The organism is Actinoplanes couchii, assembly GCF_016862075.1.
GTDB lineage: Bacteria > Actinomycetota > Actinomycetes > Mycobacteriales > Micromonosporaceae > Actinoplanes > Actinoplanes couchii.
Map to the genome: position 1 here is coordinate 1 of NZ_BOMG01000119.1, position 22,741 is coordinate 22,741.

The following is a 22,741-nucleotide window of genomic DNA, read 5'->3' on the forward strand; positions in this document are numbered from 1 at the left end:
ACCGGGTGGGCCTTTCTGTGTTTCCGGAACTTTTTCGAACCTTTATCCGGGTCTGCGAACTGATCCCTGTGGATGCGCATCGGAACTTATGACGGGACGATGTGGGTCTGCGCGGGAGGCGGGGATGAGGATGCGGCGGACGGTTGTTGCGGCGGGGCTGGTGGCCGGGCTGGTGTTGCTTGCCGGATGCCAAGGTGGGTTCGAGCGCGTTGACGGGCTGGCATCGCCGGACGGAGCCGGCCATGTGGACGGTTCCTCGTCGGGGCAGAGCGGGTCGGTGACGGGTGAATCGGCTCCCGGCGGAGCGGGGCCGGGCGGAGCAGGGCCGGGCGGGGTGGCGTCTGGTGGGGTGGCGTCTGATGGGGCCTTGCTGGATGAGAAGTTGCGGCGTCGGGGGGTTACTCCTGTTCTCGGGCCGGATGGGCTCGGTGGACTGAAGCTCGGTACGCCGATGGCTGTGGCGGTGGAGTCCGGGCTGCTTGCCGTTGACTCGTTGTCTGCTGCTCGGATGGTCTGTAACGACGAGTACAAGGTTGCGGCGGCCGGCAGTGCGGAGTCTCCGGTGGTCTTCGACATTCATCGGGTGCTGGTTTCCCTGGTGGCTTTTCCGGGGGTTGCCACTCCTGAGGGCGACGGGCTGGGTAGTTCGGTTACGGCGGTTCGTAAGGCCTATCCGGATCTTCAGATGGTTCCTGAGTCCGACTTCGGGGCAGCTTCCGGGGGGAGCTGGGGATTTGTGTCGGTGCCGGGGAATGACCGGGCCGGCTACTACTTCGGTGTTCTCGACGACAGGGTTGCCCGGATCAAGCTTCAGCTGGATCGCACGGACTGCCATCCGATGATGTGACGGGCCGGGGGTGGGTGGTTCTTCTTGACAGCGGTGGGGCGGGTTGGGCATAGAGGTGGTACGCGAGTCGAACCACAGCGGGGATCCAACGTCGGACCAGTGCGAGGAGGGACTGTGCGGATCAGCGACATTCTCCGGGTCAAAGGGGACCAGGTTGTCACCGTGACGCCGGAGAGCAGTATCGAGCAGCTGCTGGAAGTGCTTGCCGAGCATCGGATCGGGGCCGCGGTCGTGTCCCGGGACGGGGCCGTGGTGGACGGGATAGTCAGTGAGCGGGACGTCGTTCGGGCACTGGCGTTGCGGGGGGCCGGGGTGCTGGCGGAACCGGTCGGTGCCATCGCCACCGCCAAGGTACGGACGGTGGCGCCCGACGCCCAGCTCGAGGATGTCGAACGGTTGATGACCCGGTGGCGGTTCCGGCACGTCCCGGTGGTGGTGGACGGCGCCCTCTGCGGGGTCGTCAGCATCGGTGACGTGGTCAAGAACCGGATCGGGGAGCTGGAGACCGAACGCAGCACCCTCACCGAATACATCACCGGCGACCGGGCCTGAACGGGCGACGCCACCGCCCGGACGGTGGGCGGTGGCGTCGGCTCGTGGTTCAGACCTGAGATCAGCCTCGGGCTCGGACGGTGTCCTTTCCGGACTCGACCTCGTCGGCATCCGGTGACGCCGGAGAAGAAGCCGGGTCGGCGGAGGACCCGGCCGGAGACGAGTCCGGGACGGCGACGACCGAGGTGGATTCCGGGTCGGCGGTGGTCTCCGGGTGGAGGCCGGCGATGTCGGCGGGAGAGGACGCCGCAGCGAGATCCTCCAGGTCCTCGTCCGAGGTCTCCGCGGTGTCGCCGGCATCCGAGGAAGCGGAACCGGACGAAGGGGAAGCGGAACCGGACGAAGAGGAAGAGGAACCGGACGAAGAGGAAGAGGAACCAGACGAAGAGGAAGAGGAACCAGACGAAGAGGAAGAGGAGTCGGGCGCGGCGGGGGTGGAGGAGTCGGGCTCGGCGGAGGAAGAGGCATCGGGCGCCTCGTGGTCGATGGGTGCTTCCACGGTGGGGCCCGGCACGATGTGAGCCTCCACGGTCGGCCCGGAAATGGCCTGAGCCCCGGAACCGGACGTGGCGGCCGCGTTGGTCGAGGCGTACACAGTGGCGGTCTGGGTCGACCCGTAGATGACCGGAACGGCGACCGTGGCGGTGCGCGCGTAGTAGTCCGCCAGATCGGTAGCGGCCTCGTCGTCCTCGGCCACCACCTCGACATAGGCGTGCGAGGTCACCCCGGGAGGCGCCACGTCGTCGGCGTCGGAGACGAGACGGTCGCGCGTGAGCGGCCCCTCCTCCGACGTCACCGAGTGCACCCGCGCCCGGGGCACCAGACCTCCGGCGCTCTTGGGCACGTTGACCAGAACCGGGCTGACGTTGCCGTGCACCACTTCGGCAAGCTCGTCCAGGGCACGCCGAACGGTCTCCCGCCGGGTGCGCCGGTAGTCACCGACGAGCAGCACCAGATCGCTGAGGGCGGCCAGCGCGATGGCGTCAGCGGCGCTGAGAACCGCGGACGTGTCGATGACGACGACGTCCGCGTGTTTCTGCACGGCCCGCAGCACCCGGGCGATCTGTGCGCTGTCCATCAGGTCGACATGGTCCCCGTCACGCTGCCCGGCCGGGATGAGGGACAGCCGGGGCACCCGGGTCTCCTCGATCACCTCGGACACGCCGGTGTCGCCGTCGAGCAGGGTGGTCAGGCCGTAGTCGCCGGTGACCTGGAAGACGTGGTGCAGCTGCGGGTTGCGCAGGTCGGCGTCGACCAGGACGACGGTGCGGCCGGCCTGGGCCAGGGTGACTGCCAGGTTCGCGGCGGTGGTGGTACGCCCCTGGTGGTCGCCGGGGCTGGTCACCAGGATCGTGGTGGTGCTGGTCGGGCGCAGCGCCGTCTGCAGGCGGGACCGCAGGTAGCGGTACGACTCGGCGGCCGGCGACTCCGGTTCGCGGAGCACCACGGGCGCCCCGGTGGACGTACCGGAAGGGCGCTTGTAACGGGGAATGGTGGCGATGACCGGGGTGCCGGCGAGTGTGCCGAAGTCGTCGCGGGAGCGGATCAGTCCGCGGGTGCGCGAGCGCAGGAACGCGGTGCCCAGCCCGAGGAGCAGTCCGGCGCCGAGCCCGGCGGCCAGGTCGGGGAGGAGCGGGCGGGTGTCGGGCTCCTCGGCCAGGGTGGGCTCGCTGAGGACGGTGACGTCGGCGGGGCCCTGGGCGCGGTAGCCGACGTACGCCTCGACGAGTGCCTTGGCCCGGATCTGGGCGCTGAGCCGGTTGTCCGATTCGTAGACGACCTTGAGCACGCTGGCGCCGGGGACGACCTCGACGGTCAGGTCGCGGGCGAAGTCGTCGATGCCGGAGCCGACCCGGCCGGCGGCGGGCAGCAGCACCAGGTCGGAGAGGGCGACCTCACGCTCGGTGGCGACGTCGGGTTCGACCGGGTTGGCGATCGGGGTGGTGACGGTCCGTGCCGCGGTGGTGGTGGTGTTGGTGAGGCGGGCCTCGACCAGGACCGTGGCCTCGGACCGGTAGACGGATGGCGCCTGCTGGTTGAGGCCGTAGGCGGCAGCGACCGTCGCTGTCGTCACCACCAGTGTCCATGGACCGTATCGGCGCAATAGTCGCGCGGATCGTCCGTAGGTCGTCATCGCTGGTGGCCTCCCCGTAGATCAGATCTAAGCCGAGGATTCTTCCATTCATCGGGGGTCCGGCGCGTCGATCATTCCGGCGATATGTGTCTCGTTGTTACGGCGCCCCGCGTGGGTCGGGCGGTGGATATGACGAGAATCTCCCCTGGTCAGTGACGTGCGTCAACGAACGACGGTGAACCGGCGCCGTCCGGGCCGGTCACTCTGGGTGCGAGTGGCGCGTACGGCGAGGGGTGCCAGGAACACCGCGACGGTGCCGAGGACGAAGCGCAGCATCACGTGGTCGGTTCCGGCCACGGTCTCCATGACGGCGCCGGCCGCCGCGGTGGCCGGGGCGATCACGGCCATCCGGGCGAGGGCGGCGCGGGGGTTGCGGAAGCGGTCGCCGTGGCCGAGCCAGTAGCCGGGCAGCAAACGCTGCAGCAGGACCGCGAAGAGCAGGGCCGGGAGTACGGCGATGAGCGCGACGACGACGCACATCAGCAGGCTCGCGCCGTTCAGGGTGGCGCCGACCGCGGCCGCGGTGGCCAGCATGATCACGTCCAGGCGCCGCCTGCCGTAACCGGTCTGCGCGGTCAGCCAGACGGCGGCGACGGCGAGCGTGGGCACCGGGAACCACGGCAGTACCGCGCTGGTCAGGAAGACCGTCAGGTAGGCGGCCGTGAAGGCGGCGGAACGCAGCGCGTACATGAACAGAACCATCGGCGTGGCCGGACGGGAACGTAGGGGAAAGCGGGCGGCAATGTGGTGTTCCGCGATTGCTTCCGATTTCTTGCGGCTCGTGTCATCTGCCGGGTCCGGGGCGGAACGCCGGAATTCACGTGCCACCCCGATCGTACGAATCATGGAGCGCATCGACAGGCGTTACTTCGTTCTCGGTGGTCTGGCGACCGCGGGAGCGTTGGTACTGCCGACCACCGCCACCGCTGCCGCCGCCGATCCGTTCCGCCTCGGGGTCGCCTCCGGTGATCCGAATCAGACAAGTGTGGTGCTCTGGACACGTCTCGCCGTCAAGCCGCTGAACGCCGACGGGCACGGCGGGATGGGCAAGGCCGACGTGCCGGTGCAGTGGCAGGTCGCCACCACGTCGTCGTTCAGCACCATCGTCTCGTCCGGGACGGTGGCGGCCCGGTACGCCAAGGCGCACGCCGTGCACGTCATCGCCGGTGGGCTGAGCCCGGGGCGGACCTACTGGTACCGGTTCCGGGCGCGGGGGCACATCTCGGCCGTCGGGCGGACCCGGACCACCCCGGCGACCGGCACGTTCGGCCCGGATCTGCGGATCGCCGTCGCGTCCTGCGCCAACTGGGAGGCCGGCTGGTACACCGGGTACCGGCGGATCGCCGAGGAGCGCCCGGACCTGGTGCTGTTCCTGGGCGACTACATCTACGAGGAGAGCGGGGTGCCGGGGCGGGTCCGCGCGCACGCCGGCGGCGAGGCGGTGACGCTGGCCCACTACCGGCGGCGGTACGCCCAGTACAAGACCGACCCGGATCTGCGGGCGGCGCACGCGGCCGCGCCGTGGCTGGCGATCCCGGACGACCACGAGGTCGAGAACAACTACGCCAAGCTGGCGCGGGTCAACAACGTGCCGGCGATGACGGCGGCCCGGTGGCGGACCCGCCGGGCCGCGGCGTACCGGGCGTTCCGGGAGAACATGCCGTTGCGGACCACGTCGTTTTACCGGCGGGTGCGCTGGGGGAGTCTGGCGACGTTCCACATGCTCGACACCAGGCAGTTCCGTGACGACCAGCCGTGCGGCGACTACTGGAAGGTGTGCGCGGCGGCGGACAAGGCCGGGCGCACGATCACCGGCGCGGCCCAGGAGAAGTGGCTGCTCGACGGGCTCGCCGAACGGGCCGCGACCTGGGACGTACTCGGGCAGCAGGTGTTCTTCGCCCAGTTCATGGACGCCAAGGGCGGGGCGAACATGGACGCCTGGGACGGGTACCGGGACGCCCGCAAGCGCCTGCAGCGCGGCTGGGTCAACCGGGGCGTGAAGAACCCGCTGGTGCTGACCGGGGACGTGCACGCGGCGTTCGCCAACGACCTGAAGCTGGACTACCGCAATCCGGGGTCGGCGACCGTCGGCAGCGAGCTGATCTGCACGTCGCTGACCTCCAACGGCAACGGCACGTCGCTGGAGGCGCTGCCGCACCGCGCCACCAACCCGCACTTCCGGTTCTATTCGGAGCGGCGCGGCTACACCATGGTCACCCTGGGCAAAGACCGGTCAAGAGCCGATTTTCGTACGCTGCCGCAGGTCACGAAGAAGGGCGCGAAGATCTCCACTCGCGCGTCGTTCGAGATCGAGGCGGGCCGGCCCGGTCTGCACCGGATCTAGGTTCGGCCGGGCGATCCGCCCGGAACCGGGTCAGGAAGCGCAGCAGTGGCCGCAACTCGCTGGGGACGCACGGTTCGGCCACCGTGCCGCGCCAGTGCCGGCCGCCGCACTCCACGGCCAGCTGGTAGCGGGTGAGATCGGCGTCCGACGCGGCGCCGATCTCGGCACCGACCCGGGTCAGGTCGATCTCCTCGATCAGGCGGGCCAGTTGCGCCGCCTGATCGTGGGGGAGGGTGGCGGAATCCACGACGACACGCATCGACCGCGCCGTGAATCCGCCCGATCGTCGCAGTTCGGCTCGCACACGTGGGGGCACAGCTATCGACGGTGGCACCCGCCCGACAGGTTCGCTGTCAGATCAAGGGCACAGCTCACTGTCGATTCTTGAGCAGTGGCGCGTGGACGTCCCGGTTGTCGACCACGAACGTGGCCCGGGAGTGCGGGTCGCAGGTCGCGTAGTAGATACGTTGCGCCTGCACGTACCGGCGCATCCCGGGGTGCTCCGGATCGGGTTCGGTGCCGTCCCGGGCCGCCATCCGCCGGGCCGTCTCGGTGAACGGCACGTCCAGGAACAGCGACAGGTCCCAGGCGCCGGCCAGCTCGTCCCGGTGCAGGAACAGGCCGTCGACCAGCAGCAGCGCCCCGGCCGGGGCCCGTTGCGGCGGCGGGTCCAGGATCTCGTCGGTGCCCAGGTCGTGGCAGGCGTGCCGGTACAGCCGGGAACCGCCCGGGGAGAACGGGGCCAGCACCCGGGCCCGGAACCGGTCGTAGTCGTACGAGTCCCGCCAGAACCCCTCCGGCGAGTCCCGGCCACGGCGGTAGCGGACCGCCCGCACGTGGTGGAAGTCGTCGATCGACAGGTGCACCACCGGACGGCCCCGGGAGCGCAGGATCCCGGCCAGTTCCCCGGCCATGATCGATTTGCCGGAGCCGTCGGGACCGTCCACGCCCACCCGTACGACAGCCGGGTCCTGAAGGATCGCGTCAGCGATCTGCTCCAGAACCCGGGACCGCGCCTCGCTCAGGACTCGGCCCGGCCCAGGCGCCAGTAACCCATGAACGCGACCGCCCGTCGGTCGACGCCGCACTCGGAGACCAGGTGGCGGCGCAGCGTCTTGATCACGCCGGCCTCACCGGCCAGCCAGGCGTAGAAACCGTCCGGGGCGCCGGCCGACTCCTCCGGGACCTCCCACAGGATGCCCTCGTCGATGTCCACGTCCTCCAGGACCGGTGCCGACACCGGGGCGACGCAGTCGCCGAGCAGTTTGGTGGCGACCTCGCGGACCGCCGGGATCACCTTCACCCCGTGCGCCTCACCGTCACGTGGCAGCCAGGTCACGGTGAAGTTCGGCGGCGCGACGATCGCCAGCTCGTCCGCGGACTCCGGGACCTCCAGCAGCGCGTGCCCGACCGCGTCCTGCGGCAGGCGGGCCAGGATCGAGGCGATCGCCGGGACCGCGGTCTCGTCGCCGACCAGCAGGATCCGGCGGGTGCCGGCCGGCGGGTGGAAGTCGATGCCGCCGGACGGGCCGTCGAACTCCGCGTTCGGCCCCAGAACGGTCATCAGCGAACCCGGGACGGCGTCCACCGCCCAGCGCGAGGCCGGGCCGTTCACCCCGTGCAGGACCATGTCGACGTCGATCTCGCGGTCCGCGGCACGGACGTCGCGGATGGTGTACGTCCGGATCGGGTTGCGCTTCTCGTCGGGCAGCTCACGCCAGCGCAGGTACCAGTCCTCGCCGGTGGGCAGGTGCTCGAAACCGGAGTCGGCCAGCGGCGGGATGAGCTTGATGCGCTGATCCCAGCCGTTGTCGGCGAAGTGGATCAGCTCGTCGCCGGTGAACGTCACCCGCAGGAAGTTCGGGCTGAGCTGCTCGGTGCGGGCGACCTGAACCGGGAAGAACCGGAACGGGACGGCCTGAGTGGGCACTGCGGTCTGGGTCACGGTCGCCTCCCTCAATTAGGTAACCCTAACCTAAACATCTATCTCGCAACTGTCATCACCGCCCCCGTCACACCGCACCCGAACGGCAACCGATGGTCCTCTGAGGTTCGGTGCGGGCGTGCCGAACAGTACGGTCCCAGCACGCTGCGAGGAGATGACATGCCCTACATCCCGTCCGTTCCGGCCACGACGCTCACGTTCAGTGACGCCGACGCGCTGCCGTGGTTCGCGGGTGACTGGAGCACGGCCCTGCAGCCGCCGACCGTCCTGATCGCCGACGACGACGGAGACCTGCGTGACCTGGTGGCGGTCAAGCTGGAGACGGCCGGGTACCGGATTCTCGAGGCCGACAACGGGCGCACCGCGATGTCACTGGCCGTGCACGAGCGCCCGCAGCTGATCCTGCTCGACGTGTCGATGCCGGGACTGGACGGCATCGGTTTCTGTTACGAGCTGCACTCGTCCCCGCAGACCGCGCACATCCCGGTGATCATCGTCAGCGGCCGGGGCGAGCCGGCCGACGTGGCCCTCGGGCACACCGTCGGCGCCGAGGACTACCTGATCAAGCCGTTCAGCCCGGCCGAGCTGCTGCGCCGGGTCCAGAAACTGGTCCCGGCCCACCACCCCTGAGGTCAGGCCGGGCGGTTCCCGTGGACCAGGGCGATGGTGCAGCGGGCCCGGTGCAGCAGGTGGCGGCCGATCGACGGGCGCAGCGCCACCCGCAGGGCCCGCCGGGCCCGCGCGCCAGCCACCACCAGCTGAGCCCCGGCCGCAGCCTCGGCCAGCACCTCACCGGGGCCGCCCACCAGGATCTCGCTGGTCACCGGAGTCCGCGGGAACCGTCGGCTCCAGCAGTCCACCACCGAACGCAGCCGATCACGCTCGGCGGCGACCGCGTCCAGGTTCACGTCACAGAGCACGTCGCGGCCGGGCGGCAGGGGCCAGGCGTGCACCGCCCGCAACGGGACACCCCGCATCGCCGCCTGCTCGAACGCGAAACCCAGGACCCCGGCGGACGCCGGCGAATCGTCCACCCCGGCCACCACCGGGGCACCGTCGCGCGGCTCGCCCCGGACCACCACGACCGGGCAGCGGGCGTGCGCGCTCACCGACGCGCTGGTCGAACCGAGCAGGGCCCGCACCACCGAGTGCCGGGGCCCGCCGACCACCACCAGCGCCGAGTCGGCGCTGCGCTGGGCCAGCGCGACCGCGGCGGTGCCGTGTTCCACTCTGGTGCACAACCGGACGCCCGGATGGCTGGCGCCGGCCGCCTCCAGGGCCCGCCCCAGCATCTCCCCGACGGCGTCGTCGGTGTCCGCGTCCGGATAGACCGCGGCAGCCGGCATCATCGCGGCCGCCGGGACATAACTGGGCCATTCGTACGCATAGAGCAGCTCGACCAGCATGTCGCTCCGCTGCGCCTCGTCCAGGGCCCAGCGGGCGGCCTTGCGTGCGTCGGGTGAGCCGTCATAGCCCACGACGATCCTCTGAGTGGCCACGGTGCCGCCTCCTTACGCCTACTACCCTGATCGTGGTCGGCGAAGGTCCCGTCGGCAAGGTCCATTGGTCGCCTTCGCAGGACTGTCATGAATCGTGCGTCACCGAGCGTCCACCGTCGACCACGCAGCGGATTCGGGCGGCCGGCGAGGCGCTGATCACAGCCGGGCGGACGGCAGTGCTCAAAGCGGCCAAAAACCGGTGAACGTTAGCTGGATCACGCGTCCGTAGAGCGGGAGCGGAAACATGGATTTGATCTGGGGTGGATAGCATCCTGACGTTCCACCTGGATTAAGTGACGATAAAGCACTTTTTTCAGTGATGAGCGGAGTACGCCCCTTTTTTGAGGAGAGACAGAACGATGGCGGTTAAGGCCGAGTACCTCTGGATCGACGGCACCCAGCCCACGGCGAAGCTGCGGTCCAAGACGAAGATCCTTGCCGCCGGCGAGGAGCCCGGCATCTGGGGCTTCGACGGCTCGAGCACCAACCAGGCGCCCGGCGACAAGTCGGACTGCGTGCTCCGCCCGGTCTTCACCTGCCCCGACCCGATCCGCGGCGGCGACAACATCATCGTGCTGTGCGAGGTCGAGCTGATCGACGGCTCCGCGCACCCGACCAACACCCGCGCCCCGCTGCGTGAGGTCGCCGACAAGTACGCCGACCAGGAGTCGATCTTCGGCATCGAGCAGGAGTACACGTTCTTCAAGGACGGCCGTCCGCTCGGCTTCCCGGTCGGCGGTGGCTACCCGGCCCCGCAGGGCGGCTACTACTGCGGCGTCGGCGCCGACGAGGTCTTCGGCCGTGAGATCGTCGAGGAGCACATGGACGCCGTGCTCGCCGCCGGCCTGCACCTGTCCGGCATCAACGCCGAGGTCATGCCCGGTCAGTGGGAGTTCCAGATCGGCCCGGTCGCCGCTCCGCTGGTCGCCGACGAGCTGTGGGTCGCCCGCTGGCTGCTCTACCGCATCGCCGAGAAGCACGGCGTCTCCGCCACCCTCGACCCCAAGCCGGTCAAGGGCGACTGGAACGGCGCCGGCGCGCACACCAACTTCTCCACCAAGGCCATGCGTGAGGGCTACGACGCGATCATCGCGGGCGCCGAGGCCCTGGGCAAGAAGCGCCAGGAGCACGTGGACGGTTACGGCGCCGGCATCGACGAGCGCCTGACCGGCCTGCACGAGACCGCCCCGTGGACCGAGTACAGCTACGGCGTCTCGGACCGTGGCGCGTCGGTGCGCATCCCGTGGCAGGTCGAGAAGGACGGCAAGGGCTACATCGAGGACCGTCGCCCGAACGCCAACGTCGACCCGTACGTGGTCACCCGCCTGCTGATCGACACCATCTGCGGTGCCGCGGCCGGCGAGAAGTAAGCAGTAAGCAGTAGAAACGTCGAAGGCCACGGCGCGTATCGTTCGCGCGGTGGCCTTCGACGTCGTTCCGGGTGATCCCGGTTCCCCGGTGATCCTGCACGTGCCCCATTCCTCCCGGGAAATAGTTGATTCAGGATTATTTCCGGACATTGTCCCGGAGGAATTGGATCACCTGACGGACGCGTACACCGATGTGATCGCTCGCCACGCCGTTGATCTCGCCGGGCGCAAACCGTGGCTGTTCATCAACCGGCTGTCCCGTCTGGTCGTCGATCCGGAGCGGTTCGCCGACGACGAGATGGTCGCGGTCGGCATGGGGCCGGTCTACACCCACGGGTACGCCGGGCGACGGTTGCGCGCCGACGACCCGGTGCGCGACGAGGCACTGCTGACAGAGCATTTCCGCCCGTACGCGGAAGCCATGACGACCCTGGTCGGGCAGCGGCTGACGGCCACCGGGCAGGCCTGGGTGATCGACGTCCACTCGTACCCGACCGCGCGCCTGCCCTACGAACTGCACGGCGACGGCCCCCGCCCGCCGGTCTGCCTCGGCACCGACGGTTTCCACACCCCGCCGGAGCTGATCGCCGCCGCCCGCGCGGCCTTCCCCGGCTCCGCGCTGGACACCCCGTTCGCCGGCTGTTACGTCCCGTTGGACCACTACCACCGTGATCCGGCGGTCCGCGCGCTGATGATCGAGATCCGCCGCGACCAGTACATGACCGAGCCCGGCGGCCCGCCCACCGCCGGACTGGCGACGATCTCCCGGGCCCTGGCCGATCTTGTCGACACCATCCCCGGACGGGTGGCCGCCGGTGCCACCGATCCGGCCGCCGGGATGACATGATGGCCGGGGCGGCCGACGCCGCGGGAAGGGTACGGCGATCAATGGCGAACTTCGAGGCGCGAACCTCCGCCGGGAGCGGCCGGATCACGGTGTCCCTCACCGGTGAGTGCGACCTGGCCGTCCGGGAGCATCTGACCGCCGTCCTGCTCGACGCCGTGCACCGGTCCCGGGCCGTCTTCGTCGACCTGGCCGGGCTCTGTTTCATCGACTCGAGCGGGGTGCACAGCCTGATCACCGCCCATCACGCGGCCAAGCAGACCGGCGGCCACGTCTACCTGGTCAACGCGGGCGGCCCGGTCGCCTCGGTCCTGGAGATCACCGGCCTCGACACCCTGCTGCGCGCCCCGGCCGAAGAACACCGTCATGCCTGAGTCCCTCGCCGAGAGCACCGACGGGATGTCCTACGCGGTCCCCGACGACCTGCGCCGGGTCCGGGCCTTCGTCACCGAGCGCGCCGTCGCCCTCGGCCTGTCCGAGGACCGGATCGACGTGCTCACCCTCGCCGTCAGCGAGCTGACCACCAACACGCTGCAGCACACCAGCGGCGGCGGCCACATCCGGGTCTGGGCCGAGGACGGGCAGCTCGTCTGTGACGTCGTCGACCGGGGGGAGGACCGCCCGTTCGGCCGGTCGATGCCGTCCGCCGAGGCGGTCCGCGGCCGTGGCCTGGCCATCGTCGAGCGGGTCTGCGACTCGGTGCACACCGCGAGCGTCCCCGGCGGCACCCTGGTCCGGATCTGCCTCGATCTCTGAGTCTTCGGTCATCGCGTTTTTCCGGTCATCGCGTTTTTCTGTTATCGCCCGCGGGCTGCGGCACCTATTCGGGTGGACCCCCGAGTCCGTTCCCCGAGCGATAAGGATCCCCATGCCCGCATCGAAACTCTGGCGGCTGTTACCGGTCGCCCTTCTCCCGGCCGGCCTGGTCGCGGCGGTGACACTGCCGGCCGCCGCGGCGACGACCCCGGTCGCCGGTGGCGTCTACACCCTGGCCTCCGGTTCCAGCGGAAAATGCGTCGACGTCACGAGCGCGTCGCTCCTGGTGCAGGTCGCCTGCAACGCGGCGGCCACCAACCACCAGTGGACCGCGCGCCAGCAGAACAACGGCCGGTTCCAGTTGGTCAACGGCAGCAGTGCCCAGTGCGTCGACGTGCCGAGTTCGTCCACCACGTCGGGTCTTCAGCTGCAGCAGTACAGCTGCGGTGACGCGACCAGGACCAACCAGCTCTGGACGTTCACCGCGTCCACCGCGGCGGCCGGGAAGTTCGTGGTCAGGAACGTCGCCAGTGGACTCTGCCTCGGCAACAAGGACGGCTCCACCGCCGGGAACAACCCGATCGTCCAGGAGACCTGCTCGGACATCGCCCGGATGCAGTGGTCGTTCAACTACGTGTCCGGACCGACCGCACCGACCACGCCGCCGCCGAGCGGGACCGGGCGGCAGATGGAGGACCTGGACCGGGGACTGATCAGCGTCCGGTCCGGCAGCGCCAACCTGGTGTCCTGGCGGCTGCTGGGCACCGAGTCCTACACGACGGGCTTCAACGTCTACCGCGCCGGTACGAAGGTCAACACCACGCCGATCACCAACTCCACGAACTACCTGGACTCCGGGGCGGCCGCCGGTGTGACGTACACGGTCACCGCGGTCGTCGACGGGGTGGAGCAGCCGGCCTCGCCGGCGTCGCTGAGCTTCGCCAACGGCTACCTGGACGTCCGTCTGCAGGTTCCGGCGGGCGGCACCACCCCGGACGGGGTCGCCTACACCTACTCGGCCAACGACGCGTCGGTCGGTGACGTGGACGGCGACGGCGACTACGAGATCGTCGTGAAGTGGGATCCGTCGAACGCCAAGGACAACTCGCAGTCCGGGTACACCGGCAACGTCTACGTCGACGCCTACACCCTGCAGGGCACCCGGCTGTGGCGCATCGACCTGGGCCGCAACATCCGGGCCGGGGCGCACTACACCCAGTTCCAGGTGTACGACTACGACGGCGACGGCCGGGCCGAGATCGCGATGAAGACCGCCGACGGCACCGTCTCCGGCACCGGCGTGACCATCGGCTCGGGCAGCGCGGACCATCGCAACTCGTCCGGTTACATCCTGTCCGGCCCCGAGTACCTGACCATGTTCAGCGGCCAGACCGGCGCCGCCCTGTCCACTGTCAACTACACCCCGGCCCGCGGCACGGTGAGCAGCTGGGGTGACTCGTACGGCAACCGGGTCGATCGTTTCCTGGCCGGCACCGCCTACCTGGACGGCCAGCGGCCCAGCCTGATCATGGCCCGGGGCTACTACACCCGCGCGGTGGTCGCCGCCTGGGACTTCCGCAACGGCACCCTGACCAGCCGCTGGACCTACGACTCCGGCAACAGCAACGTGGGCGCCTACGGCCAGGGCAACCACCAGCTCTCCATCGCCGACGCCGACCAGGACGGCAAGGACGAGATCATGTACGGGGCCGCGGCGATCAACGACAACGGCACGCTGATGTGGCGCAGCGGTCTCGGCCACGGCGACAGCCTGCACGTCGGCGACTTCATCCCGTCCCGCGCGGGCCTGGAGGTGTACCGGCCGTCCGAGTCCACGTCGCAACCGACCGACGCGATGCTCGACGCCCGTACCGGCGCGGTGATCTGGTCGCACGCCTCCTGTGGCTGCGACAACGGCCGCGGTGTCGCCGGCGACGTCTGGGCCGGCAGCGCCGGGGCCGAGGCGTGGTCCTCGGCGGTCGACGGCCTGAGCAGCACCACCGGCGCCAACGTCGGCCGCAAACCGTCGTCGACCAACTTCCTGGCCTGGTGGGACGCCGACCCGGTCCGGGAGCTGGTGGACGCCACCCGGGTCGACAAGTACGGCACGAGCGGCGACACCCGGCTGCTCACCGCCTCCGGGGTGGCCTCGAACAACACCACCAAGCAGACCCCGGCGGTCTCCGGCGACCTGCTCGGCGACTGGCGTGAGGAGATCGTCTGGCGGCTGTCCGACTCGTCGGCGCTGCGCATCTACAGCACCCCGATCGTCACCGACCGGCGCCTGCACACCCTGATGCACGACTCCGCGTACCGGGTCGCCGTGGCCTGGCAGAACACCGCCTACAACCAGCCGCCGCACCCGGGCTTCTTCCTCGGCAACGGTATGAGCACCCCGCCGCAGCCGAACATCTACGTGCGCTGAGGCATCATGTGGAGCCGTGGACACGATGGTGACGTCAGCGGACGGGACACGGCTCGCGGTGCGCCGGGACGGGCGGGGAGACCCGCTCGTCCTGGTGCACGGGTCGGCCGGCGGGCTGGACTCGTGGGATCCGGTGCTGCCGTTCCTCGCCGGGGATCTCGAGATTTTCCGGTACGCCCGGCGCGGCTACCCGCCGAGTGGGGACTGCCCACGGGCCAAGACGTTCGCCGACGACGTGGCCGACCTGCGGGCCGTCGTCGCGGCCGCCGGTGGCTCGGCGCATGTGGCGGGCGGGTCGTACGGGGCCACCGTCGGTCTGCACGCCGCGCTGGCGGACGGGGCCGGTATCCGTACGCTGACAGTGTTTGAACCTCCGCTCTTCGCCGCCGGGAACTCCGACGTGCTCGACCGTTATCGGTCGGCGCTCGCCGCCGGGGACCTGCTCGCCGCCAACCGGATCTTCGCCGCGGACGTCGCCCGGTTCCCCTTCCCCGGCCAGCTCGGGGCCGCCGACCCGGCCGAGGCCGGCGGCATGCTGCACGATCTGGAGGCACTCGCCGCCGACAGCACCGACGTCACCCGCTGGGCGGGCATCGGCGTCCCGGTGCGGATCGTGTCCGGCGGGGCGACCTGGGCGCCGATGCCGGACACCATGGACGCGCTGGCCGCCGCCCTGCCGAAAGCCGCCCGGGTGATCCTGGACGGCCAGTCGCACTTCGCCTCGCACACCGCCCCGGACCGTTTCGCCGAAGCGCTGCGCCGGTGAACGACCTGCAGTACCGGATCCGGCGGGCCGAGTTCGAGTACGAGTCGGTGAAGAAGGACAAACGCACCGCATACCTGCTGTGGTTCCTGACCGGCATCATCGGCGGCCACCGCTTCTACCTGGGCGACACCGGCCGCTCCACAGCCATGCTCTTCACCCTCGGCGGCCTCGGCCTGTGGACCCTCGCCGACGTCCTGTTCATAGCCCGCCGGGTCGAGACGATAAACCGCCACCGCCGAGCCACCATCATGGCCAACCACGGCATCATCGACGGCTAGGCGGCGTTCCGGGCCCTTTCGTTACCCGCTGATTTGATGCTGTCACATAGTGTTGTCGCTGTGGCCAAGGCATCGCCGTTGACATATGAGGGCGCGCTCACGTTGCTCGGCGCACATTCCCCATTTGCGATCGAGGTGCTGAACCGGGTGGCCGGCGGAGGGATCCTGCTGGGAGCGATCGTGGTTCCCGATGCCCTCGGCTTGGTCGACGGTAAGCAGGAAGCCGGCCGGCTGGTCCAACAGTTGACGACGGCAGCCACCGCCAGGTTGCACGGTATCCACGGGTACGGCCGGCACGAACTTCTTGCCGCTGCCCACACGACAGTCGTTCTGTCCGCCCTTTTCGACGCGCTGCACGAGACCATCGGGCCGTCGTTCAAGCAGCTCAAGGTCACCGACAGAGAGAAGCTCCAACTCGTGTCGGGCCCTGGCAAGGTCGTCACGCAGACGGACTGGATCGGTCAGCTGGCCGGGGCCGACCTTCCGCTTCCTGGACCGGCCTCCGGTTTCGAAGAGAACCTTCGTGCCGTGCTCGCGCCCCGGATCGCCGAACTGGCCGGAAGCGCGATCGCCTTCTTCGAAGGTCTGCGGGTCTGGAAAAGCTTCCGTCTCGACTCGTCGACCCTCGTGGCGCGGTCCACCGAGGCCTGGAGAAGGCGCTACCGGGACGCGTACCTGCGGTTGGCCTCGGACGTACCGGAGTTTTTCGTCTGGGCGTCACTCGGCGAGCACACGGCGACCCGAGAGGAGTTGCGAACAGCGAACGCCAGGTTGCTCGAGGTCCTGGACCGGACCTCCGCTGCGCTGGGCCAGTTGCACGACATCCTCGCAGCCGGGCATGTACCGGCACGCCCGGGCCGGGTCTCGATCCGTGGAAAGTTGGCCCGGGCCGCGACGGCCGTGCTCGACCAGCCGCTCCTGAGATCATCGGCACTACCTGCCGGGTTGTCCTTCCCGACGGTGGCCGAGGGATTCGTGACGCCCCGCTTCCGGTGCGCTGTCGTCTCACCCACCACCGGAGCCGGGCTGTCCCGGGAGGACTGGTGGACGTCCCGTCCCGTGCAGGAAGGGCTGGACCGATTCCTCGCCGCATACCTGTCGCATCCCGGGGCTGCTCTCCGCCCGTTGATCATGCTCGGCCATCCGGGTGCCGGGAAGTCGCTGCTGACCGAGATCCTCGCGGCACGGCTACCGAGCGAAAAGTTCACCGTCGTGCCGGTCCAGCTGCGCCGGGTCAACGCTGATGATCGACTCGTGCCACAGGTCGAGTCGGCGCTTCGGGAAATCTTGAAAGAACAGGTCTCCTGGGGGCAGATGGCCGATGAGAACGAGGATCTGACCAGGGTCGTGATCCTCGACGGGCTCGACGAGTTGATCCAGGCGACCGGGACCGCTCAATCGGCGTACCTGACCGATGCCGCCCGCTTCCAGCAGGAGGAGATGGCTCTGGGCAGGCCGGTTTCCGTAGTGGTCACCTCCCGAACCGTCGTGGTGGATCGGGCTCGCGTTCCGGACGGTGCCATGGTGATCAAGCTGGAGGATTTCGACGACGACCGCGTCAACTCCTGGCTCACCGCTTGGAACCGTGCAAACGTCGCAACACCCGGCTTTCGTGCGCTGATGCCCGCTGAGGTGCTCCGTCACGGTGACCTGGCCCGCCAGCCGCTCCTGCTGACCCTGCTGGCGATTTACCATGCCGACCCGACTGCGGCCCGGCTCGATGACGACACCGTCTCGCCTGCCGCCCTCTACCGGATGTTGCTCGACAACTTCATCCACCGCCAGGTGTCCGACAAACCAGATCGCCCACCATCGCCCGAACAGCTACCCCGATTGCTCGGCGAACTACGTCAGCGATTGAGCATCGCGGCGTTCGGCATGTTCAACCGGCAGCGCCAGCACGTCACCGAAGCGGATCTGGAACGCGATCTGGAGGTCTTCCTCGGGCGTGACGACAACCACGCGCACGGCTTCGAATCACCAGCGAGCCGAGCACACCGGACGGTGGCGGGATTCTTCTTCGTGCACGTGTCCCGTGTCGACGAATACTCAGAGGATCCCCGCCGCACCTACGAGTTCCTGCATGCGACCTTCGGCGAGTTCCTCATCGCGGAACGGGCTCTCCTGTTGCTCGACGGATATTCCCGCAGGCTCGCGGAACACCGAACCGACCCCGCCTACCATGAAGCACCGGACGACAGCCTGCTCCGGGCGCTGCTCTCGTATCAGCCCCTGACGCTTCGCAAACCAATTATCGAGTTCGCGTCCGCGCTGGCGAGCCAGATGGAATCCACTCGAAGAGAAGAGCAACTCGAGGCCCTGCGGAGACTTCTGGCAACGGCCCGGACCCGCGCTTTCGGCCGATATCAGCGCTACGAGCCCACTCCGCCGGACGTGGTCACCGCCTGCGCGACCTGGACCGCGAACCTGGTCGTGCTGGCGTGTCTGATCGATGCGGGAAGCGGCGATCCGAGCCGTCTTCCACCTCCAGGAGCGTCTCCGAACCACTGGTGGGATGCGACGGTACGGCTGTGGCAGGCCGGGTTGGCGGAGGAAGGCAGGAAGAGCCTGGACAGCGTGATCTATTCCCAGAGCCAGGGACGAGGAACATCGCCGGACTCATAGCCTGAGGCAACCCGATGCAGGAGTTGACTTGTTTGATCGGCATCCAGCGACGTGTTCCATAAGCCGGTCATCTGAGACTCGAACTGTCCCACCGTCGCCGCATCCTCGATCAGGACGTCACCCAGTCCTTTCTCGCAGTAGACGACGGTTCCCATCAACTCGCTACGAAGCAAGGCGAACGACTCGGCCCGGAAGGCAGGGCTCTCAAAAGGGATGACTCGCAGGGCCATGTAGGGCCTCCGGGCCAACTCGATGAGCTTCCGCATCTGGTCCGCCATGATCCCCGCGTCACCGATCCTCCGGTAGAGAACCGCTTCATCGATCACCATGTTCATGTCAGGCGGATCTCCCTTTTCATGAACCTTCTCCTGACGTTGCATGCGAATCGCCGTACGTCGTTCGAGCCGGTCACGTCCCGCTCCTGGCAGGGCCGAGTGCAGCAGGGCTTCGGTGTAATCCCGGGTCTGCAGAAGGCCGGACACGAAGCCCGAGGTGTATTCCGCCATGCTGTCGGCCTCGGCCTCCAGACCGATCAGATGCAGCATCGCGGGCGGGATCTCGGCACGATCGTCGTGCCACCAGCCGCGCCGCCGGGCCGCCTGCGCCCGCCGGAGCAGTTCCTCGGTGGCGGCCGAGCCGATCTCCAGAGTCAGGCAGAGGGCGCGCAGGTCATTGATGCTGATGCCGACGTCGCCGTTCTCGATGCGGGTGACCTTCGAGACCGACCATTCCAACAATTCAGCGACCTGAGCCTGCGTCAGCCCGACAGTCTCCCGGACACGCCGCAGGTCGGCCCGGAGCAGTCTGCTCGCGGCTATCGGGTTCAGTGCGCCGGCGGAGCCCACCCTTCGAGGCTATGCGAGCGTGGGCTTCCAGCCCAGGGCCGGGCCCAGGTGGGTGGCCATGTCGGTGAGGATCTGGACGTAGTCGTCGTGGTCGAAGGTGAACGGTAGGGCGAACGCCACCTCGGTCACCTCGCGGAAGGCCGCGTTCGACTCCAGCCTCTCGGCGATCTCGGCGGACATGCCGACGATGTCGGGAGCGAACATCATCCGTGCCGGGCCCTGCGGAGTGAGAGTCCGAGGTGTGCGCTTCTCCGCGTAAGCCTGATACCGCGAGATCTGATCGGCCGAAGCACTGTCGGTGGGGATCACGACCAGGCCCTGGGAGACCCGTGCCGCGTCCCCGTCAGGATGGGCGGCCCGGAACGCATGGATGTGCGACAACTGAATCGCCTCGAAGTCCTCCGACTCCTCGGCCTTGACCACACTGCTGGTCAGGAAGTTCATCCCGTGCGCTCCGGCCCAGGCCGCGGACCGCAGGGATCCACCGCCGTACCACAGGCGGGACGCCAGGCCGGCGGAATGCGGCTGCACCCGGTCCGAGAACTGCTCGAAGCCCTGGTAGCCGCTGAACGACGTGACCTTCTCACCACGTACGGCGGCAAGGAACCTCTCGACCCTCGCGAAGCTGAAGTCCTCCGCATCGGCCGTGTCGGGATAGAGCGCGCCTTTGACGTTCTCCCACTGCATCGGCGGGCCGACGCTGACACCGGGGTTGATCCGGCCGCCGGCGAGCAGATCGACGGTGGCCAGATCCTCGGCGAGCCGCAACGGGTTCTCCCAGCCGAGCGGGATGACCGCGGTGCCCAGCTCGATGCGGCTGGTGCGCTGGGAGGCGGCGGCCAGCACCGCGACCGGGGAGGAGATGCCGAACTGCAGGTGCCGGTGGCGCAGCCAGGCGCTGTCGAAGCCGAGCCGCTCACCCAGCTCGATGATCTCCAGCGTGGACTCGTGGCCGCGGCGCGGGTCGGCCTCGTCGAACAGGCCGATGGTGAGAAAACCCAGCTTGCTCAGCATGAGATCACCCTAGACCCGGCAATCCCCCGTGCGTCAGTGGGAGTTACCGAAGCCACTACCCTGGGACGCATGTCGACGCTGCGGTCCCGTCCGTACCTCTGGATCCTGGCGGTCGTCGCCCTGGTCGCCGGGCTCGGCACCGCGGTGCTGCTGAACCGGACCGGTGACGACGCGCCGGCTCGCACCGCGATCGGCGACGTGGTGATCCCGGACGCGAGCCCCAGCCCGAGCGAGAAGGCGCTGCCCGCGAAGAAGCCGCCGGCCGACCTGCCGGTGGTGGCGTACGCGAAGGGCCCGAAGGGTCTGGCCACCGACCCGGAGCCGGAGTCGGTGGTGACCATCACCGAGGCGCTGCGCCCGAAACAGAAGGTCGCCCTCTACGACGCGCCGGGCGGCGAGCCGCTGGCGTTCCTGCCGCCGCGGATCAGCGGGCTTGCCACCGTCGTCCCGATCGTGGCCCGGCAGACCGGCTGGGCCGCCGTGCTGGTCCCGGCCACCAACCGCAAGGTGGGCTGGGTGCCGACCGCCGGCTGGCGTCCCGAGCCGCTGCGCGACCAGCTGATGGTCGACCTGAGCAACCGCAGCCTGGTGTGGCTGCGCGGGGGCGAGGAGCAGGGCCGCTGGACGGTGGCGATCGGCACCGAGAAGACGCCGACGCCGACCGGGCGCACCTACGTGATGGGGCGCACCGGCACCAACGGCGCCGCCTTCGCCGGGCTGGACGCGCTGGTGCTGGGCTCGATCCCGGAGGAGCCGGAGAAGATGGCGGCCGCTTTCCAGGGCGCGCACACCGGCATCCACGCCTGGTCGAACAACGCCGTCTTCGGCAGGAACGTCTCCAACGGCTGCGTCCGGATGCCGCCGAAGGCTCAGCGTAGGCTGCTCGACCAGGTCGACCCGGGCACCCCGGTGATCGTGACCGCCTGAGCCGCGGAGAAGACGGACGAGGCCCGCGCGCAGACCATGCTGCGCCCGATGGACACCCGCGGCCCGTGCCGCTGGACCGCGACGGCCGTGCGGAACTGCGAGGTGGCCGGCCGGGCGGCCCGCAGCATCTCGCGGCGGACCTCGTCGAGCAGGTCCGGCATGGCCAGCCCGAGTGCCCGGCAGATCGCCGCGAGCACCTCCGACGATGCCTCCTTGGTGCCGCGCTCGACCTCCGACAGGTACGGCAGCGACACCCCGGCCTCGGCCGCGACCTGCCGCAACGTCCGCCCCTGAGCCAGCCGCACCTTCCGCAGCACCGCCCCGATCACCCGACGCAACAGTGGCATCCCGGTCTCCCCTCCCGTGTCCGAAGTCCGCTGCCATCATCGCTGGTTTCGCCGGGCGGTGCTAAGGTGGGCTCAACCCGATCCCGGATGCAGGCGATTCACACGCCCCCGGAGGTCGACTTTCCCCCGCCGCGTTCACCGCGGTTTCCACGGCCTCGTCTGCCGTCGTTTCGAATCGAGAACCATCATGTCCACATCCCTACCCGTCGACGGCATCGTCGACATCATCAACGACCGCGCGTGGCTGCGGACCAGCGGTTACGCGCCGTCCCCCGACGACATCGCGCTGCCGCGCGGGCACGGTTTCCGCCGCGGCGACCACGTCACCGGCACCCTGGAGCAGCCGATCGTCAACGGCCGCCCGCCCGCCAAGCGTCCGGACTTCTACCAGCTGACCTCGGTCTACCCGCGGGAACGGCTGCTGCTGGAGACCGAACCGCACATCCTGACCACCCGGGTCGCCGACCTGTTCATGCCGATCGGCAAGGGCCAGCGCGCGCTGATCGCCGCGCCGCCGAAAGCCGGCAAGACCACGGTCCTGCACGACATCGCGACCGCGATCGCCCACAACCATCCGGACTGTCACCTGATGGTGCTGCTGATCGACGAGCGCCCGGAAGAGGTCACCCACATGCGCCGCACGGTGAAGGGCGAGGTGATCGCGGCGACGTTCGACAGGCCGCCGCAGGAGCACACCGCGATCGCCGACCTGGCCATCGAACGCGCGAAACGCCTCGCCGAGCAGGGTGACGACGTGGTGGTGCTGCTGGATTCGCTGACCCGGCTGGCCCGCGCGCACAACCTGACGGCTCCGGCGAAGGGCCGCACCCTGACCGGTGGCCTCGACCCGACCGCGCTCTACCCGCCGAAACGTCTGCTGGGCGCGGCCCGCGCGCTGGACGGCGGCGGTTCGGTGACGGTGATCGCGACGGCTCTGGTGGAAAACGGCTCCGCAATGGACACGCTGATCTTCGAGGAGCTGAAGGGCACCGGCAACGCCGAGCTGAAACTGGACCGCCACCTGGCCGAACAGCGCCTCCACCCGGCCGTCGACATCGCCGCCTCCGGCACCCGGCACGACGAACTGCTCCTGCACCCCGACGAGTTGCCGCTGGTCAGCCGGCTGCGCCGGGCCGTCAAGATCCCCCAACTGCTGCCCCACCTGCGCGCGACGCCGTCCAACGCGGCGCTGCTACGCAAGATCCAGACCACGATTTAGTACG

At 69.4% G+C, this 22,741-nt stretch carries 22 protein-coding genes and 2 pseudogenes; 15 read left to right on the plus strand and 9 right to left on the minus strand.

From position 1 onward, the window contains the following. Positions 1-367: 367 nt before the first annotated feature. Together Aco03nite_RS47140 and Aco03nite_RS47145 are read left to right on the plus strand one after the other, a co-directional pair. The gene (locus tag Aco03nite_RS47140) at positions 368-847 is read left to right on the plus strand and encodes a hypothetical protein (protein ID WP_203808726.1); all 480 of its coding nucleotides are present in this window, start codon (positions 368-370) and stop codon (positions 845-847) included. Between the two features lie 114 nt (positions 848-961). Beyond that, the gene (locus Aco03nite_RS47145) at positions 962-1,399 is read left to right on the plus strand and encodes a CBS domain-containing protein (protein ID WP_203808728.1); all 438 of its coding nucleotides are present in this window, start codon (positions 962-964) and stop codon (positions 1,397-1,399) included. Positions 1,400-1,460: 61 nt separating this feature from the next. Here the strand turns inward: Aco03nite_RS47145 and Aco03nite_RS47150 are convergent, their stop codons facing one another. Continuing rightward, a complete protein-coding gene (locus Aco03nite_RS47150) occupies positions 1,461-3,473 on the minus strand; it encodes a polysaccharide biosynthesis tyrosine autokinase (RefSeq protein ID WP_203808730.1) in 2,013 nt (670 codons plus the stop codon). A gap of 222 nt (positions 3,474-3,695) precedes the next feature. Beyond that, the gene (locus tag Aco03nite_RS47155) at positions 3,696-4,223 is read right to left on the minus strand and encodes a hypothetical protein (protein ID WP_203808732.1); all 528 of its coding nucleotides are present in this window, start codon (positions 4,221-4,223) and stop codon (positions 3,696-3,698) included. A gap of 154 nt (positions 4,224-4,377) precedes the next feature. On the opposite strand from Aco03nite_RS47155, the gene Aco03nite_RS47160 reads away from it, so the two are divergent. Then, entirely contained in the window at positions 4,378-5,877 is a 1,500-nt protein-coding gene (locus Aco03nite_RS47160; RefSeq protein ID WP_203808734.1) for an alkaline phosphatase D family protein, read from the plus strand. Here Aco03nite_RS47160 and Aco03nite_RS47165 read toward each other — a convergent pair. The 3 genes from Aco03nite_RS47165 to Aco03nite_RS47175 all read right to left on the minus strand — a co-directional run bounded on the left by Aco03nite_RS47165 (position 5,798) and on the right by Aco03nite_RS47175 (position 7,822). Beyond that, positions 5,798-6,136: a protealysin inhibitor emfourin gene (locus tag Aco03nite_RS47165; RefSeq protein WP_203808736.1), complete on the minus strand. Its 339-nt coding sequence runs from the start codon at positions 6,134-6,136 to the stop codon at positions 5,798-5,800. The two genes, Aco03nite_RS47160 and Aco03nite_RS47165, sit on opposite strands and share 80 nt — an antisense overlap. A 112-nt stretch (positions 6,137-6,248) precedes the next feature. After that, on the minus strand, positions 6,249-6,824 hold the full coding sequence (locus tag Aco03nite_RS47170; protein ID WP_239146012.1) for a nucleoside/nucleotide kinase family protein: 576 nt from the start codon (positions 6,822-6,824) through the stop codon (positions 6,249-6,251). 74 nt (positions 6,825-6,898) lie between these two features. Further along, on the minus strand, positions 6,899-7,822 hold the full coding sequence (locus Aco03nite_RS47175; RefSeq protein ID WP_203808739.1) for a siderophore-interacting protein: 924 nt from the start codon (positions 7,820-7,822) through the stop codon (positions 6,899-6,901). Between the two features lie 159 nt (positions 7,823-7,981). Here Aco03nite_RS47175 and Aco03nite_RS47180 point away from each other — a divergent pair, with 159 nt between their 5' ends. Beyond that, the gene (locus tag Aco03nite_RS47180; RefSeq protein ID WP_203808741.1) at positions 7,982-8,452 is read left to right on the plus strand and encodes a response regulator; all 471 of its coding nucleotides are present in this window, start codon (positions 7,982-7,984) and stop codon (positions 8,450-8,452) included. 2 nt (positions 8,453-8,454) lie between these two features. On the opposite strand, the gene Aco03nite_RS47185 is transcribed toward Aco03nite_RS47180, so the two are convergent. Further along, entirely contained in the window at positions 8,455-9,321 is an 867-nt protein-coding gene (locus tag Aco03nite_RS47185) for a universal stress protein (RefSeq protein ID WP_203808743.1), read from the minus strand. 359 nt (positions 9,322-9,680) lie between these two features. Here Aco03nite_RS47185 and glnII point away from each other — a divergent pair, with 359 nt between their 5' ends. The 9 genes and pseudogenes from glnII (at position 9,681) to Aco03nite_RS47230 (ending at position 18,385) form a co-directional block, all read left to right on the plus strand. Next, on the plus strand, positions 9,681-10,691 hold the full coding sequence (gene glnII / locus Aco03nite_RS47190) for a glutamine synthetase (protein WP_203808745.1): 1,011 nt from the start codon (positions 9,681-9,683) through the stop codon (positions 10,689-10,691). 88 nt (positions 10,692-10,779) lie between these two features. Beyond that, positions 10,780-11,538: an N-formylglutamate amidohydrolase gene (locus Aco03nite_RS47195; RefSeq protein ID WP_275415989.1), complete on the plus strand. Its 759-nt coding sequence runs from the start codon at positions 10,780-10,782 to the stop codon at positions 11,536-11,538. A gap of 41 nt (positions 11,539-11,579) precedes the next feature. Next, on the plus strand, positions 11,580-11,909 hold the full coding sequence (locus Aco03nite_RS47200; RefSeq protein WP_203808749.1) for an STAS domain-containing protein: 330 nt from the start codon (positions 11,580-11,582) through the stop codon (positions 11,907-11,909). Further along, positions 11,902-12,291, plus strand: a complete 390-nt coding sequence (locus Aco03nite_RS47205; protein WP_203808751.1) for an ATP-binding protein — start codon at positions 11,902-11,904, stop codon at positions 12,289-12,291. Before Aco03nite_RS47200 ends, Aco03nite_RS47205 begins: the two co-directional genes overlap by 8 nt. A gap of 112 nt (positions 12,292-12,403) precedes the next feature. Further along, positions 12,404-14,716 carry a rhamnogalacturonan lyase family protein gene (locus Aco03nite_RS47210; RefSeq protein ID WP_203808753.1) on the plus strand — a complete coding sequence of 771 codons (2,313 nt, stop codon included), beginning with the start codon at positions 12,404-12,406 and terminating at the stop codon, positions 14,714-14,716. Between the two features lie 25 nt (positions 14,717-14,741). Beyond that, complete coding sequence (locus Aco03nite_RS47215; RefSeq protein WP_239146017.1) at positions 14,742-15,482, plus strand: alpha/beta fold hydrolase; 741 nt, start codon at positions 14,742-14,744, stop codon at positions 15,480-15,482. Beyond that, entirely contained in the window at positions 15,479-15,760 is a 282-nt protein-coding gene (locus tag Aco03nite_RS47220) for a TM2 domain-containing protein (RefSeq protein WP_203808757.1), read from the plus strand. The genes Aco03nite_RS47215 and Aco03nite_RS47220 overlap by 4 nt, the downstream gene beginning before the upstream one ends. Before the next feature lie 36 nt (positions 15,761-15,796). Next, a pseudogene (locus Aco03nite_RS54935) lies at positions 15,797-16,429 on the plus strand (NACHT N-terminal helical domain 7-containing protein); the annotation flags it as partial. A gap of 102 nt (positions 16,430-16,531) precedes the next feature. Continuing rightward, positions 16,532-18,385, plus strand: coding sequence for an NACHT domain-containing protein (locus tag Aco03nite_RS47230; RefSeq protein WP_203808761.1), 1,854 nt, complete (start codon positions 16,532-16,534; stop codon positions 18,383-18,385). Here Aco03nite_RS47230 and Aco03nite_RS47235 read toward each other — a convergent pair. Together Aco03nite_RS47235 and Aco03nite_RS47240 are read right to left on the minus strand one after the other, a co-directional pair. After that, positions 18,343-19,230, minus strand: a complete 888-nt coding sequence (locus Aco03nite_RS47235) for a helix-turn-helix domain-containing protein (protein WP_203808763.1) — start codon at positions 19,228-19,230, stop codon at positions 18,343-18,345. The two genes, Aco03nite_RS47230 and Aco03nite_RS47235, sit on opposite strands and share 43 nt — an antisense overlap. A 9-nt stretch (positions 19,231-19,239) precedes the next feature. Beyond that, on the minus strand, positions 19,240-20,244 hold the full coding sequence (locus Aco03nite_RS47240; RefSeq protein WP_203808765.1) for an LLM class flavin-dependent oxidoreductase: 1,005 nt from the start codon (positions 20,242-20,244) through the stop codon (positions 19,240-19,242). Between the two features lie 69 nt (positions 20,245-20,313). Here Aco03nite_RS47240 and Aco03nite_RS47245 point away from each other — a divergent pair, with 69 nt between their 5' ends. Then, positions 20,314-21,171, plus strand: a complete 858-nt coding sequence (locus Aco03nite_RS47245) for a L,D-transpeptidase (protein WP_203808767.1) — start codon at positions 20,314-20,316, stop codon at positions 21,169-21,171. Between the two features lie 124 nt (positions 21,172-21,295). Here Aco03nite_RS47245 and Aco03nite_RS55105 read toward each other — a convergent pair. Beyond that, positions 21,296-21,518, minus strand: a pseudogene (locus tag Aco03nite_RS55105) (helix-turn-helix domain-containing protein); the annotation flags it as partial. Positions 21,519-21,705: 187 nt separating this feature from the next. Here Aco03nite_RS55105 and rho point away from each other — a divergent pair. Then, positions 21,706-22,737: a transcription termination factor Rho gene (gene rho / locus Aco03nite_RS47255; protein ID WP_203808771.1), complete on the plus strand. Its 1,032-nt coding sequence runs from the start codon at positions 21,706-21,708 to the stop codon at positions 22,735-22,737. Positions 22,738-22,741 lie beyond the last annotated feature (4 nt).

Bases quoted from the DNA above. Each gene is read 5' to 3' on its own strand.
- Aco03nite_RS47155 (WP_203808732.1), bottom strand. From the start codon at position 4,223: ATGTACGCGCTGCGTTCCGCCGCCTTCACGGCCGCCTACCTGACGGTC.
- Aco03nite_RS47160 (WP_203808734.1), top strand. From the start codon at position 4,378: ATGGAGCGCATCGACAGGCGTTACTTCGTTCTCGGTGGTCTGGCGACC.
- Aco03nite_RS47165 (WP_203808736.1), bottom strand. From the start codon at position 6,136: ATGCGTGTCGTCGTGGATTCCGCCACCCTCCCCCACGATCAGGCGGCG.
- Aco03nite_RS47180 (WP_203808741.1), top strand. From the start codon at position 7,982: ATGCCCTACATCCCGTCCGTTCCGGCCACGACGCTCACGTTCAGTGAC.
- glnII (WP_203808745.1), top strand. From the start codon at position 9,681: ATGGCGGTTAAGGCCGAGTACCTCTGGATCGACGGCACCCAGCCCACG.
- Aco03nite_RS47200 (WP_203808749.1), top strand. From the start codon at position 11,580: ATGGCGAACTTCGAGGCGCGAACCTCCGCCGGGAGCGGCCGGATCACG.
- Aco03nite_RS47205 (WP_203808751.1), top strand. From the start codon at position 11,902: ATGCCTGAGTCCCTCGCCGAGAGCACCGACGGGATGTCCTACGCGGTC.
- Aco03nite_RS47210 (WP_203808753.1), top strand. From the start codon at position 12,404: ATGCCCGCATCGAAACTCTGGCGGCTGTTACCGGTCGCCCTTCTCCCG.
- Aco03nite_RS47215 (WP_239146017.1), top strand. From the start codon at position 14,742: ATGGTGACGTCAGCGGACGGGACACGGCTCGCGGTGCGCCGGGACGGG.
- Aco03nite_RS47240 (WP_203808765.1), bottom strand. From the start codon at position 20,244: ATGCTGAGCAAGCTGGGTTTTCTCACCATCGGCCTGTTCGACGAGGCC.
- Aco03nite_RS47245 (WP_203808767.1), top strand. From the start codon at position 20,314: ATGTCGACGCTGCGGTCCCGTCCGTACCTCTGGATCCTGGCGGTCGTC.
- rho (WP_203808771.1), top strand. From the start codon at position 21,706: ATGTCCACATCCCTACCCGTCGACGGCATCGTCGACATCATCAACGAC.